The sequence below is a fragment of the Paraburkholderia sp. EG286B genome, from assembly GCF_040965655.1.
Classification (GTDB): domain Bacteria; phylum Pseudomonadota; class Gammaproteobacteria; order Burkholderiales; family Burkholderiaceae; genus Paraburkholderia.
Map to the genome: position 1 here is coordinate 11762 of NZ_JBFRCF010000046.1, position 15545 is coordinate 27306.

Annotated in this window: 16 protein-coding genes; 13 read left to right on the top strand and 3 right to left on the bottom strand. The window is 66.1% G+C overall.

Translation table 11 applies throughout. The annotated features are described in order from the left end of the window. Positions 1-10 precede the first annotated feature (10 nt). The 7 genes from AB4Y42_RS41340 (at position 11) to AB4Y42_RS41370 (ending at position 6585) form a co-directional block, all read left to right on the top strand. Positions 11-1498, top strand: a complete 1488-nt coding sequence (locus AB4Y42_RS41340) for a sugar ABC transporter ATP-binding protein (protein WP_368697551.1) — start codon at positions 11-13, stop codon at positions 1496-1498. Next, complete coding sequence (locus AB4Y42_RS41345; protein ID WP_368691957.1) at positions 1479-2501, top strand: ABC transporter permease; 1023 nt, start codon at positions 1479-1481, stop codon at positions 2499-2501. Before AB4Y42_RS41340 ends, AB4Y42_RS41345 begins: the two co-directional genes overlap by 20 nt. Before the next feature lie 101 nt (positions 2502-2602). Next, complete coding sequence (locus AB4Y42_RS41350; protein WP_368697552.1) at positions 2603-3571, top strand: substrate-binding domain-containing protein; 969 nt, start codon at positions 2603-2605, stop codon at positions 3569-3571. 13 nt (positions 3572-3584) lie between these two features. Further along, on the top strand, positions 3585-4634 hold the full coding sequence (locus tag AB4Y42_RS41355; protein WP_368697553.1) for a sugar phosphate isomerase/epimerase family protein: 1050 nt from the start codon (positions 3585-3587) through the stop codon (positions 4632-4634). A gap of 25 nt (positions 4635-4659) precedes the next feature. Further along, positions 4660-5808 carry a Gfo/Idh/MocA family protein gene (locus tag AB4Y42_RS41360; protein ID WP_368691954.1) on the top strand — a complete coding sequence of 383 codons (1149 nt, stop codon included), beginning with the start codon at positions 4660-4662 and terminating at the stop codon, positions 5806-5808. A gap of 169 nt (positions 5809-5977) precedes the next feature. Continuing rightward, entirely contained in the window at positions 5978-6301 is a 324-nt protein-coding gene (locus tag AB4Y42_RS41365; protein WP_368691953.1) for a type II toxin-antitoxin system RelB/DinJ family antitoxin, read from the top strand. Beyond that, positions 6298-6585 carry a type II toxin-antitoxin system RelE/ParE family toxin gene (locus AB4Y42_RS41370; protein ID WP_368691952.1) on the top strand — a complete coding sequence of 96 codons (288 nt, stop codon included), beginning with the start codon at positions 6298-6300 and terminating at the stop codon, positions 6583-6585. Before AB4Y42_RS41365 ends, AB4Y42_RS41370 begins: the two co-directional genes overlap by 4 nt. Positions 6586-6615: 30 nt before the next feature. On the opposite strand, the gene AB4Y42_RS41375 is transcribed toward AB4Y42_RS41370, so the two are convergent. Continuing rightward, complete coding sequence (locus tag AB4Y42_RS41375) at positions 6616-7725, bottom strand: ABC transporter substrate-binding protein (RefSeq protein WP_368691988.1); 1110 nt, start codon at positions 7723-7725, stop codon at positions 6616-6618. Positions 7726-7912: 187 nt separating this feature from the next. After that, positions 7913-8854 (bottom strand): CysB family HTH-type transcriptional regulator, encoded by a 942-nt coding sequence (locus AB4Y42_RS41380; RefSeq protein ID WP_028210583.1) that lies wholly within the window; start codon positions 8852-8854, stop codon positions 7913-7915. A gap of 248 nt (positions 8855-9102) precedes the next feature. Here AB4Y42_RS41380 and AB4Y42_RS41385 point away from each other — a divergent pair, with 248 nt between their 5' ends. The 6 genes from AB4Y42_RS41385 (at position 9103) to cobA (ending at position 15348) form a co-directional block, all read left to right on the top strand. Then, a complete protein-coding gene (locus tag AB4Y42_RS41385; protein WP_368691951.1) occupies positions 9103-10773 on the top strand; it encodes a nitrite/sulfite reductase in 1671 nt (556 codons plus the stop codon). Positions 10774-10816: 43 nt separating this feature from the next. Beyond that, a complete protein-coding gene (locus AB4Y42_RS41390; protein ID WP_368691950.1) occupies positions 10817-11353 on the top strand; it encodes a DUF934 domain-containing protein in 537 nt (178 codons plus the stop codon). Continuing rightward, entirely contained in the window at positions 11350-12117 is a 768-nt protein-coding gene (locus AB4Y42_RS41395) for a phosphoadenylyl-sulfate reductase (protein WP_368697554.1), read from the top strand. The genes AB4Y42_RS41390 and AB4Y42_RS41395 overlap by 4 nt, the downstream gene beginning before the upstream one ends. 99 nt (positions 12118-12216) lie before the next feature. After that, positions 12217-13179, top strand: coding sequence for a sulfate adenylyltransferase subunit CysD (cysD, locus tag AB4Y42_RS41400; protein WP_028207775.1), 963 nt, complete (start codon positions 12217-12219; stop codon positions 13177-13179). A 25-nt stretch (positions 13180-13204) separates the two neighbouring features. Beyond that, positions 13205-14521: a sulfate adenylyltransferase subunit 1 gene (locus AB4Y42_RS41405; protein WP_368697555.1), complete on the top strand. Its 1317-nt coding sequence runs from the start codon at positions 13205-13207 to the stop codon at positions 14519-14521. A 53-nt stretch (positions 14522-14574) separates the two neighbouring features. Further along, positions 14575-15348 carry a uroporphyrinogen-III C-methyltransferase gene (gene cobA, locus AB4Y42_RS41410; RefSeq protein ID WP_368697556.1) on the top strand — a complete coding sequence of 258 codons (774 nt, stop codon included), beginning with the start codon at positions 14575-14577 and terminating at the stop codon, positions 15346-15348. A 74-nt stretch (positions 15349-15422) separates the two neighbouring features. On the opposite strand, the gene AB4Y42_RS41415 is transcribed toward cobA, so the two are convergent. Further along, positions 15423-15545: transposase (locus AB4Y42_RS41415; RefSeq protein ID WP_143329487.1), on the bottom strand; the 123-nt coding region annotated here is incomplete at its 5' end.

Below are 15545 nucleotides of genomic sequence, written 5' to 3' on the forward strand. Positions count from 1 at the left end.
GCGCACGCGCATGAGCGTCGCCGTGAAGTTCAACGACATCCGCAAGGACTTCGGTCCCGTGCGCGTGCTGCACGGCGTGAGCTTCGAGCTCGCGCCGGGGCGCATTCACGGGCTGCTGGGCGAGAACGGCGCGGGCAAGTCCACGCTCATGAAGATCCTCGCGGGCTACGAGAACGCGAGCGCGGGCGAGATGCTGGTGGACGGCGTGGCGCGCCGCTTCGAAGGCTCGCGCGAGGCCGAAGCCGCCGGCATCGTGCTGATCCACCAGGAGTTCAATCTGGCCGAGCACCTGACGATCGCGCAGAACATCTTCCTCGGCCACGAGAAGCGCAAAGGCTGGCTCGTCGACGACGCCGCCATGCGCCGCGAAGCGCGCGAGCTGCTCGCGCAGGTGGGGCTTGCGCGCGACCCGGACGTGAAGGTGCGCGACCTCATCGTCGCCGAAAAGCAGCTCGTGGAGATCGCCAAGGCGCTCTCGCGGCACGCGCGCCTGCTCATCATGGACGAGCCCACGGCCACGCTCACGCCCGCCGAAACCGCGCGCCTTTTCGCGCTCATGACGAAGCTGCGCGCATCTGGCACGACGCTCGTCTACATCTCGCACAAGCTCGACGAGGTAGAGACCATCACCGACGACGTGGTCGTGATGCGCGACGGCCGCTTCGTGGCCGCGAGCGCGACAGCGGGGCTCGCGCGCCAGCAGATGGCGAACCTCATGGTGGGCCGCGACGTCTCCGACATGTTTCCGGAGAAAGGCGCGGCGCCCGAGCTTGCCCCCGTGGCGCTGCGTGTGGCACATCTCACCGTGCCGGGCTGGGTCGAGGATCTGGACTTCGAGGTGCGCGAGGGCGAGATTCTCGGCTTCGCGGGACTCGTGGGCGCGGGGCGCAGCGAGGCGTTCGAGGCGATCGTGGGCTTGCGCCACAAGCAAGCGGGCGAGATCGAGATCGACGGCCGCCCGGTGACGCTGCGCCATCCGCGCGACGCGATGCGCCACGGCCTCACGTACCTGAGCGAAGACAGAAAAGGACGCGGCCTGCACATGAACCTCACGCTGCAGGACAACCTCACGCTCATGACGCTCGAGCGCTACGGCCATCCGCTGCTCGACCTCAAGGCGGGCCGCCGCGCGCTCGAGAAGGCGGTGCGCGAATTCGGCATCCGCACAGGCGACCTCGACAGCCGCGCGCGCATGCTCTCGGGCGGCAACCAGCAGAAGCTCGCGCTCGCCAAGTTCCTGCAGCCCGACCCGCGCGTGATCGTGCTCGACGAGCCCACGCGCGGCGTGGACGTGGGCGCGAAGCGCGACCTCTATTTCCTGATCCAGCGGCTCGCGACCTCGGGGCGCGCGGTCGTCGTGATCTCGTCCGAACTGGTCGAGCTGATCGGGCTCGCGCATCGCGTGGCCGTGATGCGCGCGGGCCGGCTCGTCGCCACGCTCGGGCACGAACATCTGAACGAAGAGGAGCTGATCGCTCATGCAACCGGCACCCACTGACGCGGCGTCCGAAGGCCGGGGCGCGCGCTCGGCCGCGGCTCGATTCGTGCACCGGCTCGCGGGCGTCGGGCCGCTCATCGGCCTGATCCTGCTGTGCGTGCTCGGCACGCTGCTCAACCGCGATTTCGCCACCGCCGGCAACCTGCTCAACGTGCTCACGCGCACCTCGTTCATCGGCATCATTTCCGTGGGCATGACGTTCGTGATCATTTCGGGCGGCATCGACCTGTCGGTCGGCTCGATGGCCGCGCTGATCGCGGGCGTGATGATCTGGGTGATGAATACGCTGGCCGCGAGCGAACACGCGTTTGCGCCCCTGGCCATCGTCGCGATCGGCATGGCGATCGCGCTCGTGCTCGGCGCGATGTTCGGGCTCGCGCATGGCTTGCTGATCACGCGCGGGCGCATCGAGCCTTTCATCGTCACGCTCGGCACGCTCGGCATCTTCCGCTCGGTGCTCACCTGGCTCGCCGATGGCGGCGCGCTCACGCTGCAGAACAATCTCGTCGATCTCTACGGGCCGGTCTATTACGCGAGCCTCTTTGGCATCCCGGTGCCCGTGTGGGTGTTCGCGCTCACGGCGGCGGGCGGCGCGCTGATTCTCAACCGCACGGCGTTCGGGCGGCACGTGCAGGCAATCGGTTCGAACGAGCAGGTCGCGCGCTATGCGGCGATCCGCGTCGATCGCGTGAAGTGCGCGACCTACGTGCTGCTGGGCGTGTGCGTGGGCGTGGCGACCGTGCTCTATGTGCCGCGCCTCGGCTCCGCCACGCCGACTACGGGCTTGCTGTGGGAACTGGAGGCGATCGCCGCGGTGGTGGTGGGCGGCACGGCGCTCAAGGGCGGCGAAGGGCGCGTGGCGGGCACCGTGGTCGGCGCGGTGCTGCTCTCGGTCATCGCCAATATTCTCAATCTCACGAGCATCATCAGCGTGTATCTGAACGCGGCGGTGCAGGGCGTGGCGATCATCGCGGTCGCGTTCCTGCAGCGCGGCAGACGGTAAGGATGTCGAAGCAGATCTGGCAGGGCGGTGGGGAAGTAAAAGGAGGCAGCGAAAACTCAACGCAAGAACGGGCGCGGGAGCGCACGATAGGAGACGGCATCATGAAGAAGATGATTCGAACGATGTGTGCGGGCGCGCTGGCGCTTGGCGTAGCGGCGACGTTCGGTGCGGGTGCGGCGCGCGCCGACGACAAGGTCACGCTGGGCGTGGCGATTCCCACGGCCGACCATGGCTTCACGGGCGGCATCGTCTGGTGGGCGAACGAGGCGAAGAAGGACCTCGAAAAGGCGCACCCGGACCTCAAGGTCATCGTCAAGACGGCGGCGAACGCGCCCGATCAGGCGAACCAGTTGCAGGACCTCGTGACCGTCAACAAGATCAACGCGCTCGTGATCTTCCCGTATGAATCGGCTTCGCTCACGCAGCCCGTTGCGCAGGTGAAGAAGCAGGGCGTGTACGTGACGGTGGTCGATCGCGGCCTGACCGACACGAGCGCGCAGGATGCCTATGTGGCGGGCGACAACACGGCGTTCGGCAAGATCCCCGCCGAATACCTCGCGAAGCAGCTGGGCGGCAAGGGCGATATCGTCGCGTTGCGCGGCATTCCCACCACGCTCGACAACGAGCGCTGGACCGCGTTCACGTCGGTGCTGAAGGGCTATCCCGGCATCAAGATCCTGGACGCGAAGTACGCGAACTGGAACCGCGACGACGCCTTCAAGACGATGCAGGACTACCTCACGCGCTTCAAGCACATCGACGCGGTCTGGGCCGCCGACGACGACATGGCGGTGGGCGTGCTCAAGGCGATCGATCAGGCCAAGCGCAACGACATCAAGATCGTGTTCGGCGGCGCGGGATCGAAGGAGATGGTCAAGCGCGTGATGGACGGCGACCCGCTCATCAAAGCCGATGTGTCGTATTCGCCGAAGTTCATCTACGACGCGATCAAGCTCACGGCCGAAGCGCGTTTGCAGGGCAAGGCGTTGCCGCCCACCACGATCATCCCTTCGGTGCTGATCACCAGGGAGAACGCGAAGCAGTTCTACTTCCCCGATTCGCCGTTCTGAGGACGGGCTTGCGATGAAGACGATCAAGGGCCCAGCGATATTCCTCGCGCAGTTCCTAGGCGACGACGCGCCGTTCGACAGCTTCGCGCACATGGCCGGCTGGGCGGCCCAGCTCGGCTACAAGGGCATCCAGGTGCCTATCGATGCGCGTCTCGTCGATCTCGCGCAGGCCGCGTCGAGTGTGGCGTACTGCGACGACCTGCGCCAGCAGGCCGACGACGCGGGCGTGACGATCACCGAGCTTTCCACGCATCTGCAAGGACAGCTCGTGGCCGTGCATCCCGCCTACGACACGCTGTTCGACGGCTTCGCGCCGCCGCAGGTGCGCGGCGATCGCGAAGCGCGCACGGCATGGGCCATCGAGCAGTTGATGCTGGCCGCGCGCGCTTCGAAGAATCTGGGGCTCAGTGCGCACGTGACGTTTTCGGGCGCGCTAGCGTGGCCGTACGTCTATCCGTGGCCGCAGCGGCCGGCAGGTCTCGTCGAAGCCGCTTTCGACGAACTCGCGCGCCGCTGGCGACCGATTCTCGATGCGTTCGACGCGGCGGGCGTGGACGTCTGCTACGAGCTGCATCCGGGTGAGGATCTGCACGACGGCGTGACGTTCGAGCGCTTTCTTGCGGCAGTGGGCGATCATCCCCGCGCGAACATCCTCTACGACCCCAGCCACTTCGTGCTGCAGCAACTCGATTACCTCGCGTTCATCGACCTCTATCACGCGCGCATCAAGGCCTTTCACGTGAAGGACGCCGAATTCCGCCCCACGGGCAAACAAGGCGTGTACGGCGGCTATAGCGCATGGGTGGAGCGCGCAGGGCGCTTTCGCTCGCTCGGCGACGGGCAGATCGACTTCGGCGCGATCTTCTCGAAGCTCACGCAGTACGACTATCCGGGCTGGGCGGTACTCGAATGGGAGTGCGCGCTCAAGCATCCGCACGACGGCGCGCGCGAGGGCGCGGAGTTCATCAAGCGGCACCTCATCCGCGTGGCCGAGCACGCGTTCGACGACTTCGCGGGCAGCGGCGTCGATACGGCGCAGGTGAAGGGCGTGCTGGGCCTCTGAACGCGATTCTCGCAGGAGACACGCAATGACGCGAAGACTCAGGCTCGGGATGGTCGGCGGCGGCGAGGGGGCGTTCATCGGCGCCGTGCATCGCATCGCGGCGCGTCTCGACGACGGTTTCGAACTCGTCGCGGGCGCACTGTCGTCCGATGCGACGCGCGCGCAGTCGAGCGCCGAAGCGCTCGGCCTCGCGCGCAGCTACGCCGACTGGCGCGAGATGGCGAGCGTGGAAGGCGCGCGCGAGGACGGCATCGACGCGGTGGCCATCGTCACGCCGAACCATCTGCACGCGCCGGTGGCGCATGCGTTCATGGACGCGGGCATACACGTGATCTGCGACAAGCCGCTCGCGGTCTCGCTCGCCGAGGGCGAAGCGCTCGCGCAACACGCGCGCGACGCGAATCTCGTGTTCGCGCTCACGCATACGTATTCGGGCTATCCGCTCGTGCGGCATGCGCGCGAGATGGTCGAGGCGGGGGAGATTGGCGAGGTGCGCATCGTGCAGGTCGAGTATGCGCAGGACTGGCTCGCCAATCCCGTCGAGCGCGATGGCGCAAACCGTCAGGCAGTGTGGCGCACGGATCCCGCTCTGGCGGGGCCGGCGGGGTGTCTGGGCGACATCGGCACGCATGCCTATCAGCTGGCGGCGTTCGTGAGCGCGCTCGTGCCGGAGTCGCTCGCGGCCGACGTGCATACCTTTGTGCCGGGTCGCCGCGTGGACGACCACGTGCAGGCCATGCTGCGCTACGCCAACGGCGCGCGCGGCATGCTATGGGCGAGCCAGGTGGCGAGCGGCGCGGAGAACGCGTTGCGGCTGCGCGTGTATGGCACGAAGGCGGGCCTCGCGTTCGATCAGGAGGAGCCCAACCTGCTGTGGTTCACGCCGCAGGGCGGCGAGGCGCAGCGGCTCACGCGCGGCCGCGTGACGGGGGCCGCCGCACGGCACGCCACGCGCGTGCCGCCGGGGCACCCGGAAGGCTATCTGGAGGCGTTCGCGCAGCTCTATCGCGACGCCGCGGCGCAGATCCTCGCGCGCGAGGCCGGCGAGCCCGCGCCGCCCGCGAGCCGGCTGCTGACGACGGTCGACGACGGCGTGGAGGGACTGCGCTTCATCGAGGCCGTACTGGCGAGCAGCGCGGCGGGCGGTGCCTGGCGCAGCATCGTGCGGCCGTGACTGGCCATCTGGATGAATTGAGGAGATAGGGCCTGGCAGTGAAACTTGCGGCATGTTTAACCCACTTCAAAGGTGAAGCATGTCCAACGTCATTCAATTGCATTACACTGCGTATTCGACGAAATCGCCGACGAAATCAGCGGCAACGACCAAACCAGGGAGCGAGTCGATGAACGCAAATGCATTGGTACAGGTTCGCATCGATCACGCGCTCAAGCAGCGCGCGGCTGAAGTGCTCGACAACATGGGGCTCACGGTATCGGACGCCGTGCGCATTCTGCTCACGCGTATCGCGAACGAGGGTGCGTTGCCGTTCGATTTCGCCGTCGATCCGGTGGCGCATGACGCGTGGTTTCGGGCGAAGGTACATGAAGCGCTGAAGGACCCGCGGCCGGCTGTGGCGGATGAAGAGGTGGAGGCGCACTTCGCGAAGCGGCGCGCGGCGGCGGGCGGCGAGCCTGGGCCCGCTCGCAACCGCAAGGCGAAAAGTTGAAGCCAGGCTGGTCGCCGCTCGCGCTGGCCGACCGCGAGGCGCTGTTCAACTTCACTATGACGAGCAATCCGCGCAGAGCGATCGCGTGGGACGAGCGGATTTCGGCATCCGTTCGACGTCTGCGGCTTTTTCCCAACCTTGGCCGGGTTGGCCGCGTGAGTGGCACACGCGAACTGGTGGTCGAATCGACGCCGTTCGTGCTCGCTTACCGGTACGAGAACGAGGCGCTCACGATATTGCGCGTCCTGCATAGCGCGCGCCGCTGGCCCGACGCCATCGATTGAGCGGCGGCAGGGCGCCGCCGCTCGTAGCGTCTATTGCCCCAGATACACGAATTTGCCCCCGCGTACCGTGCCCATCACGCTCGCGCGCTGGTCGAGGCCCACGTGGTCCGTCGGGCTCGTGTTCACCATGCCGTTGGGCACGACCACTTCGTGCGCGTGCTCGAGCTCGCTGCGCAACGCCACGCGGAACGCCTCGGTGCCCGGTTGCGCGGTCTTGAGCGCGCGCGCAACCGCATCCTGCAGGCGCGGGTACACGCCCGCCGCGTCGCCCGCGAATTGCGTGACCGTGCCCGGGCCGTACTTCGCCTCGTAGGCATCGACGAAGGCGAGCGCCGCCTTTTGCGCCGGCTGGTCGGCCGGCAGGGTGCGCGCCACCACCACGGGCTGGGTCGGGAACAGGGTGCCTTCCACGTCCTTGCCGCCCAGCTTGATGAATTCAGGCGTGGCGATGCCATGCGTCTGGTAGATCGGCCCCTTGTAGCCGCGCTCGATCAGCGTGCGTTGCGGCAGCACGGTCGGCGTGCCTGCGCCGGCGATCAGCATGGCGTCCGGTCTGGCCGCCATCAGCTTGAGAATCTGGCCCGTCACGCTGGCGTCGGTGCGGTTGTAGCGCTCGGTCGCCACGATCTGGATGTTGCGCGCCTTTGCGTACTTCGTGAATTCGTTGAGCCAGCTGTCGCCGTAGCTGTCCGCGAAGCCGATAAAGCCCACGCTCTTCACGCCGTGCGCGGCCATGTAGCGCGTCATGACGTCGGCCATGGCGGCATCGGTCTGCGCCATCTTGAAGGCCCACACGCGTGCGCCCTGCTGCGGCTCGACCACCGAGCCCGAGCCGACCAGCGTGATCATCGGCGTCTTGCTTTCCGCCACCGGATCGAGCGCCGCGAGCGCGGCTGGCGTGATATTCGGGCCGACGATCACGTCCACGTGATCTTCGTTGATCAGCTTGTGGATGTTGCGTACGGCCGCGCCCGGGTCCGAGCCGTCGTCGAGCACGATGTAGTCGGCCTTCTGGCCCGCGATCGTGTCGGGCCACATCAGCATGGCGTTCTTGCTCGTGATGCCGATGGCGGCAGCGGGCCCTGTGCTCGAGAGGTCGATGCCGACCTTGATGTCGGCGTGGGCGGCCGGGGCGAACATGGCGGCGGCAAGGGCGGCAGCCGCGGCGAGCGGGCGCAAAAGCGTGTACAGCTTCATCCGTTGAGTCTCCTGTCGATCAGAGTTGGCGCTTCAGCGCCTTACTCTGACCCCATGCAGATCTGGCGAGAAGTGATGTTGTTGTCTTGCGGATTTTGTCTGATTTTTCTTCCGGCGCTCGCGCAGCGGCTTACAGTTCGTAAGTCTCGTGCTCGCCCTTGAGTGCCTGCTCGATGAGCTTGCGGTTCAGGCTCGGCGAAAGCAGCTCGACGAGCGTATACACATAGCTGCGCAGGTAAGCGCCCTGCTTGAGCGCGACGCGTGTGACGTTGCTGCCGAAAAGATGCCCCACGGGCACCGCGCGCAGGTGCCGGTCGCGCTCGGCGTTGAAGGCGATGTCGGCCATGATCCCGACGCCGAGGCCCAGCTCCACGTAGGTCTTGATCACATCGGCGTCGATGGCTTCCAGCACGATGTCGGGCGAGAGCGCGCGCAGGCGGAACGCGTCGTTGATCTTGGTACGCCCGGCAAACGCATTGTCGTAGGTGATCAGCGGATATTGGGCCAGATCGTCGAGCGAAAGCGGCTTGCGCTCGAGCAGCGGGTGGTCGGGCAGCATTACCGCCACGTGATGCCAGGTGAAGCAGGGCAGCGACACCAGTTCCTTGTAGCCGGAGATGGCCTCGGTCGCGATGCACAGATCGGCCTGGTCATGGAGCACCATTTCCGCGACCTGGGTCGGGCTGCCTTGCAGGATCGAGAGGTGCACCTTCGGAAAGCGCCGCTTGAACTCGGCGATGGCGGCGGGCAGCGAGTAGCGCGCCTGCGTGTGCGTGGCGGCGATCGTGAGGTTGCCCTGGTCCTGCGCCGCGTAGTCCTTGCCCACGCGCTTGAGGCTCTCCACTTCCTGCAGGATGCGCTCCACCGAGGCGAGGATGATCCGGCCCGGCTCCGTGAGGGAGCGCACGCGCTTGCCGTGGCGCGTAAAGATTTCGACCCCAAGCTCATCCTCCAGCTCGATGATCGCCTTCGAGACGCCCGGCTGGCTCGTATACAGTGCCTTGGCCGCTTCCGTGAGGTTGAAGTTCTGGCGTACAGCCTCGCGGACGAAGCGGAACTGGTGCAGGTTCATAGATAACCCTTATAACCTGTATGCATATCGACCTGATTTTTGAGTCGTTTGAAATATAAGGCGAGTTTATTACCATTCCTCCAACTTTTCCAATATGGATATCTGTTTTGGTCATTAGCAAATGACCGGCGCGATTGAAGGCGCGGCCGCCTCGCCAGAGGCAGGACAGAGCGGAAAGAGCGAAGTCGAGAAGTCGGAGCGCGGCGTAACCGGAACGCCGCGATTGAACCAAACCCTGGGGTCCCCGAATGTACCAATACGATCAGTACGACCAGACCATCGTCGACGAACGCGTCGCGCAATACAGCGACCAGGTCCGCCGCCGCCTGTCGGGCGAATTGAGCGAAGAAGAGTTCCGTCCGCTGCGCCTGCAAAATGGCCTGTACTACCAGCGCCACGCCTACATGCACCGCATCGCGATTCCGTACGGCAATCTGCGCAGCGACCAGCTCCGCATGCTCGGCACGATCGCGCGCGAGCACGACCGCGGCTACGGCCACTTCTCGACGCGTTCGAACATCCAGTACAACTGGATCAAGCTCGAAGAAACGCCGGAAATCCTGCGCAAGCTGGCTTCCGTGCAGATGCACGGCATCCAGACCTCGGGCAACTGCATCCGCAACATCACCGCCGACCAGTTCGCGGGCGTCGCGCCCGACGAGATCGTCGATCCGCGCCCGTGGGCCGAAATCCTGCGCCAGTGGTCGACGTTCCACCCCGAATTCGCCTGGCTGCCGCGCAAGTTCAAGATCGCCGTGTCGGGCTCGAAGGAAGACCGCGCCGCCGTGCAGATCCACGATCTGGGCGTCTACCTCGACCGTAACGAGCAGGGCGAAATCGTCGCGAGCATCCTCGCGGGCGGCGGTCTTGGCCGCACGCCGATCGTCGGCGCCATCATCAAGCGCGACCTGCCGTGGCAGCACCTGCTGACCTACTGCGAAGCCGTGCTGCGCGTGTACAACCGCTATGGCCGCCGCGACAACATGTACAAGGCGCGCATCAAGATCCTCGTGAAGGCGCTCTCGCCGGCGAAGTTCGCCGAGCAGGTCGAAGAAGAGTGGCAGCACCTCAAGGACGGCCCCTCGACGCTCACGCAGGAAGAACTCGATCGCGTCTCGCAGTACTTCGTGCCGCCGGCATACGAAAAGATCGCCGACACCGACACGTCGTACGAAAAGCATCTGCTGGAAAACCGTGCGTTCGCGCGCTGGGTCGAGCGCAACGTGCGCCCGCACCGCGTGCCGGGCTACGCGTCGGTCACGCTCTCGCTCAAGCCGCGCAACATCGCGCCGGGCGACGCCACCGACGCGCAGATGGAAGCCGTGGCCGGCTGGGCCGACGAATACTCGTTCGGCCAGATCCGCGTCTCGCACGAGCAGAACCTGATCCTCGCCGACGTCAAGAAGCGCGACCTGTTCGCGCTGTGGGAAAAGGCCAAGGCGCAAGGTTTCGCAACCGCGAACATCGGCCTGTTGACCGACATCATCGCGTGCCCGGGCGGCGACTTCTGCTCGCTCGCCAATGCGAAGTCGATTCCTATCGCCCTCGCAATCCAGGAGCGTTTCGACAACCTCGACTTCGTCTACGACCTGGGCGACCTGTCGCTGAACATCTCGGGCTGCATCAACGCATGCGGTCACCACCACGTCGGCAACATCGGCGTGCTGGGCGTCGACAAGGATGGTTCGGAGTGGTATCAGGTCACGCTCGGCGGCGAGCAGGGCAACGGCGCGCGCCTTGGCCGCGTGATCGGCCCGTCGTTCTCGGCTGAAGAGATGCCCGACGTGGTGCAGAAGGTGATCGATACGTTCGTCGAGCATCGCATCGACGACGAGCGTTTCATCGACACGTACGAGCGCATCGGCATCGCGCCGTTCAAGGAGCGCGTGTACGCATCGCGCCAGCCGGCCCACGCTTAATGTACGCAACTGAAGCACGCAACGAGACTACGAGATTCGAGCAATGGCATTGATCATCAAAAAACGCGAGATCGTCGAAGACAACTGGCAAGTCGTGCGTGCGGCCGAAGACGGCGCATTGCCCGAGGTTGCCGCGCTGCCCGCTGGCAAGGTGCTGGTCCCGCTCGCCTACTGGCAGGCGCAGCGCGATGCACTGGTCGCTGCGCGCGGCAAGGACGAACTCGGCGTGTGGCTTGCGCCGGACAGCGAACCGGCCGATATCGCCGCCGACTTCGACAAGCTCGCGGTGATCGGCGTGGACTTCCCCGTGTTCCGCGATGGCCGCGGCTTCTCGATCGGCCGCCTGCTGCGCGAGCGCTATGGCTACCAGGGCGAGCTGCGCGCGATCGGCGACGTGCTGCGCGACCAGTTGCGCTTTCACGAGCGCTGCGGCTTCGATGCGTTCGCCGTGCGCGCCGACAAGGACATCCACGATGCGCTCAAGGCGTTCACCGAATTCACGGTGCAATACCAGGGCGCCTTCGACGAACCGTCGCCACTGTTCCGCCGCCGCGCTGCACAACAGGGCGCTGCGGCATGAGCACCGTCGCGAACGAAATCACGGCTGAGCTGCAGGCGAAGATCGGGCGCCTCGACGCGCTGCTCGACTCGATCGCGGCGCGTCACGCCGACGTGAAGCTGGCCAGCAGCCTCGCCGCCGAAGACATGCTGCTCACGCACGCGATTCTTTCGCGCGGTGTGAAAATCGGCGTCTTCTCGCTGAACACGGGCCGCCTGCACGCCGAAACGCTCGGCATGCTCGACGTGGTGCGCGAGCGCTATGGCTACGAGATCGAGCAGTTTCATCCGCAACAGGACGCCGTGGACGAATACGTCGCCCAGCACGGCCTGAACGCGTTCTACGAGAGCGTCGATCTGCGCAAGCGCTGCTGCGAAATCCGCAAGGTCGAGCCGCTGAACCGTGCATTGTCGGGCGTTTCCGCCTGGGTCACGGGCCAGCGCCGCGAGCAGTCGGTCACGCGCGCGGAGCTGCACGAGGAAGAACGCGACGAAGCGCGCAACATCGACAAGTTCAATCCGCTCGCGGACTGGACCGAAGCCGATGTCTGGGCCTACCTGCGCGCCTTCGAGGTGCCGGTGAACCCGCTGCACGCCCGCGGCTACCCGAGCATCGGCTGCGAGCCCTGCACCCGTGCGATCCGTCCCGGCGAAGACAGCCGCGCGGGCCGCTGGTGGTGGGAGTCGCGCGACACGAAGGAATGTGGCTTGCACATCACGTCCGTGTCGGCCATTCCGGTCGTCGAAGTGTCGTCCGAAGTGTCGTCAATCGGCCAGGCGAACTAAGATTGAATTTTGTCGCGCTGTCGAAACGTCGGCGCGAACGTCGAATACCGAGTACCGCGCGCCCAGCAAAAGGGGCGCGAATAAACGAAGGATCCGAACATGAGCACCACGCTCGACTCAGCAGTGAACGCACCGCTCCAGGTCACGGCGAACCGCATGGACCATCTCGACTGGCTCGAAGCCGAGTCGATCCACATCCTGCGTGAACTCGTCGCCGAATGCAGCAAGCCTGCGCTGCTGTTCTCGGGCGGCAAGGACTCGGTCGTCGTGCTGGCGCTCGCACTGAAGGCGTTCGGCCTCGGCGCGAACCGCAAGACCGCGTTGCCGTTCCCGCTCGTGCACATCGACACGGGCCACAACTACGAGGAAGTGATCGACTTCCGCGATCGCCGCGCAGCCGAAATCGGCGCGGAACTCGTGGTCGGTCACGTGGAAGATTCGATCAAGCGCGGCACCGTGCGCCTGCGTCGCGAGACCGACTCGCGCAACGCCGCGCAAGCGGTCACGCTGCTCGAAACCATCGAGCAATACGGCTACACGGCGATGATCGGCGGTGCGCGCCGCGACGAAGAGAAGGCCCGCGCGAAGGAGCGCATCTTCTCGTTCCGCGACGAATTCGGCCAGTGGGACCCGAAGGCGCAGCGCCCGGAACTCTGGAGCCTGTACAACGCGCGTCTGCACAAGGGCGAGCACCTGCGCGTGTTCCCGATCTCGAACTGGACGGAACTCGACGTGTGGCAATACATCGAGCGCGAGAAGCTCGAACTGCCGTCGATCTACTACGCGCACCAGCGCGAGATCGTCCGCCGCAACGGCCTGCTCGTGCCGGTCACGCCGCTCACGCCGATGAAGGAAGGCGAAGTCAGCGAAATGGCGCAGGTGCGTTTCCGCACCGTGGGCGACATCAGCTGCACGTGCCCGGTGGCGAGCGATGCCGACAACGTCGAGAAGATCATCGCCGAAACGGCCGTGACCGAGATCACGGAACGCGGTGCGACGCGCATGGACGACCAGGCGTCGGAAGCCGCGATGGAACAGCGCAAGAAGCAAGGTTATTTCTAAAGAGCACGCAGAGGAAAGAATAGACATGGTTACGACGCATCAACCTGAAGACCTCGGCGTGCTGCGCTTCATCACGGCGGGCAGTGTGGACGACGGCAAGAGCACGCTGATCGGCCGCCTGCTGTACGACAGCAAGGCGGTTCTGAGCGACCAGCTCTCGGCGCTTTCGCGTGCGAAGAACAAGCGCACGGTGGGCGACGAGATCGACCTGTCGCTGCTCACCGACGGCCTCGAAGCCGAGCGCGAGCAGGGCATCACGATCGACGTGGCGTACCGCTACTTCGCCACGGCCAAGCGCAAGTTCATCATCGCCGACACGCCGGGCCACGAGCAGTACACGCGCAACATGGTCACGGGCGCTTCGACGGCGCACGCCGCGATCATCCTGATCGACCCGACGCGCGTGACGGTCGAGAACGGCGTGACGCAACTGCTGCCGCAAACCAAGCGTCACAGCGCCATCGTCAAGCTGCTGGGCCTGCAGCACGTGATCGTCGCGATCAACAAGATGGATCTCGTCGACTACAGCGAAGCGACGTTCAACCTGATCCGCGAAGCGTATGTTGCGCTCGCGCGCCAGCTTGGCCTCTCCGACGTGCGTTTCGTGCCGGTTTCGGCGCTCAAGGGCGACAACATCGTCGCCGCGAGCGAGCGGATGCCGTGGTACGCGGGCGAGCCGCTGCTCGACGTGCTCGAACAACTGCCGGTCGCGCAGGCGACGGGTGAAGCGCTGCGCTTCCCGGTGCAGTGGGTCGCGCGCCAGGACGGTTCCAGCGCCGACGACTTCCGCGGCTACATGGGCCGTGTCGAAGCGGGCGAAGTGAAGCTCGGCGACGCCATTACGGTGCTGCCGGCCGGCCGCAGCGCAACGGTGGCCGAAATCATCGCGCCGGTGCCGGGCGGCACGGCGCAGGTCGATCGCGCGTTCGCAGGCCAGACCGTCACGATCCGTCTCGCGCAAGACGTGGACGTTTCGCGCGGCGACACCTTCGTGCCGGCGGCCGATGCCACGCAACCCGCGAAGAAGCTCGAAGCGGACCTCTGCTGGTTCGACGACGAGCCGCTCTCGCCGCAGCGCAAGTACCTGCTCAAGCAGACCACGAGCACGGTGTTCGCGAAGATCGGCGCGGTCAAGCAGGTGCTCGACGTGCATACGCTCTCGCACGCCACCGACCGCCACGAACTCGCGATGAACGATATCGGCCGCGTGGCGCTCTCGCTGCAGAAGCCGCTCGTCTGCGACCTGTATGATGCGAATCCTGGCACCGGCGCATTCGTGCTGATCGACGAGGCGACGCATCACACGGTGGCCGCGGGCATGATCCGCGCGTTCTCGGCGTAAGGCGCTGCGCGAGGTTGCGGCCGCGCGCGGCCGCAACAATGGATTCGAAGCATATGGGCAAGGTATATCTGATCGGCGCGGGACCGGGCGCAGCGGACCTCATCACGGTACGCGGCGCACGGCTGCTCGCGAGCGCCGACGTCGTGCTGCACGACGCGCTCGTCGAGCCGGCCATGCTCGAGTACGCGCCGGCAACCGCGAAGTTCATCGCGGTCGGCAAGCGCTGCGGGCAACGCTCCACGGCGCAGCACTTCATCAACAAGCAACTCGTCGACGCGGCGCGCGAGCACGCCGTGGTCGTGCGCCTGAAGGGCGGCGACCCGATGCTGTTCGGCCGTGCCGACGAGGAGATGCGCGCGCTCGAAGCGGCCGGCATCGCGTTCGAAGTCGTGCCGGGCATTACGGCGGCGCTGGCGAGCGCGGCGACGCTGCAACGCTCGCTCACGCTGCGCGGTGTGGCGCGCAGCGTGGCGCTCGCCACGTATTCGCGCGCGGCGGGCAGCGAGGAGGTTCGCGAGCAGGTCAACGCCGATTCGCTGGTGTTCTACATGGGCCGCGACAGCGCGCCCGAGATCGCGCGCCAGCTGATCGAGGCGGGCCGCGCGGGCGCGACGTCCGTGGCGATCGTCGAAGCCTGCAGCACCGCGCGCGAGCGCACGCTCACGCTGACGCTGGCGGGTCTCGCAGCGGGCGAGGCGCAGGAGTGGCTCGACCCGGCGCAGCCGAGCCTGCTGATGATCGGCGATGCGTTCGCTGAACGCTCAGGGCAGGCGCAACACGAGGGCGAGGCGCAAGGCGATGGTCAACACCGCCGCGCCGCCGCTTAACGTATAAGCGCCGCGCGAAACAGGCTCGCAAAGCAAAACGGGCTCGCTGAAAGGCGAGCCCGTTTTTTTATGGTTCATCGAGGATTACCGGGGAACGCGGCGCGGATCTTGAGGAAGAAGTACTCCTCGTCGCGGTACCCGTAGGCTCTGCGCTTGATGACCTTGATGGTGTTGTTGATCCCTTCGACGACGCTGGT

Bases quoted from the DNA above. Each gene is read 5' to 3' on its own strand.
- AB4Y42_RS41360 (WP_368691954.1), top strand. From the start codon at position 4,660: ATGACGCGAAGACTCAGGCTCGGGATGGTCGGCGGCGGCGAGGGGGCG.
- AB4Y42_RS41395 (WP_368697554.1), top strand. From the start codon at position 11,350: ATGAGCACCGTCGCGAACGAAATCACGGCTGAGCTGCAGGCGAAGATC.
- AB4Y42_RS41405 (WP_368697555.1), top strand. From the start codon at position 13,205: ATGGTTACGACGCATCAACCTGAAGACCTCGGCGTGCTGCGCTTCATC.
- cysD (WP_028207775.1), top strand. From the start codon at position 12,217: ATGAGCACCACGCTCGACTCAGCAGTGAACGCACCGCTCCAGGTCACG.
- AB4Y42_RS41375 (WP_368691988.1), bottom strand. From the start codon at position 7,725: ATGTTCGCCCCGGCCGCCCACGCCGACATCAAGGTCGGCATCGACCTC.
- AB4Y42_RS41380 (WP_028210583.1), bottom strand. From the start codon at position 8,854: ATGAACCTGCACCAGTTCCGCTTCGTCCGCGAGGCTGTACGCCAGAAC.
- AB4Y42_RS41355 (WP_368697553.1), top strand. From the start codon at position 3,585: ATGAAGACGATCAAGGGCCCAGCGATATTCCTCGCGCAGTTCCTAGGC.
- AB4Y42_RS41350 (WP_368697552.1), top strand. From the start codon at position 2,603: ATGAAGAAGATGATTCGAACGATGTGTGCGGGCGCGCTGGCGCTTGGC.
- AB4Y42_RS41385 (WP_368691951.1), top strand. From the start codon at position 9,103: ATGTACCAATACGATCAGTACGACCAGACCATCGTCGACGAACGCGTC.
- AB4Y42_RS41365 (WP_368691953.1), top strand. From the start codon at position 5,978: ATGAACGCAAATGCATTGGTACAGGTTCGCATCGATCACGCGCTCAAG.
- AB4Y42_RS41340 (WP_368697551.1), top strand. From the start codon at position 11: ATGAGCGTCGCCGTGAAGTTCAACGACATCCGCAAGGACTTCGGTCCC.
- cobA (WP_368697556.1), top strand. From the start codon at position 14,575: ATGGGCAAGGTATATCTGATCGGCGCGGGACCGGGCGCAGCGGACCTC.
- AB4Y42_RS41345 (WP_368691957.1), top strand. From the start codon at position 1,479: ATGCAACCGGCACCCACTGACGCGGCGTCCGAAGGCCGGGGCGCGCGC.
- AB4Y42_RS41390 (WP_368691950.1), top strand. From the start codon at position 10,817: ATGGCATTGATCATCAAAAAACGCGAGATCGTCGAAGACAACTGGCAA.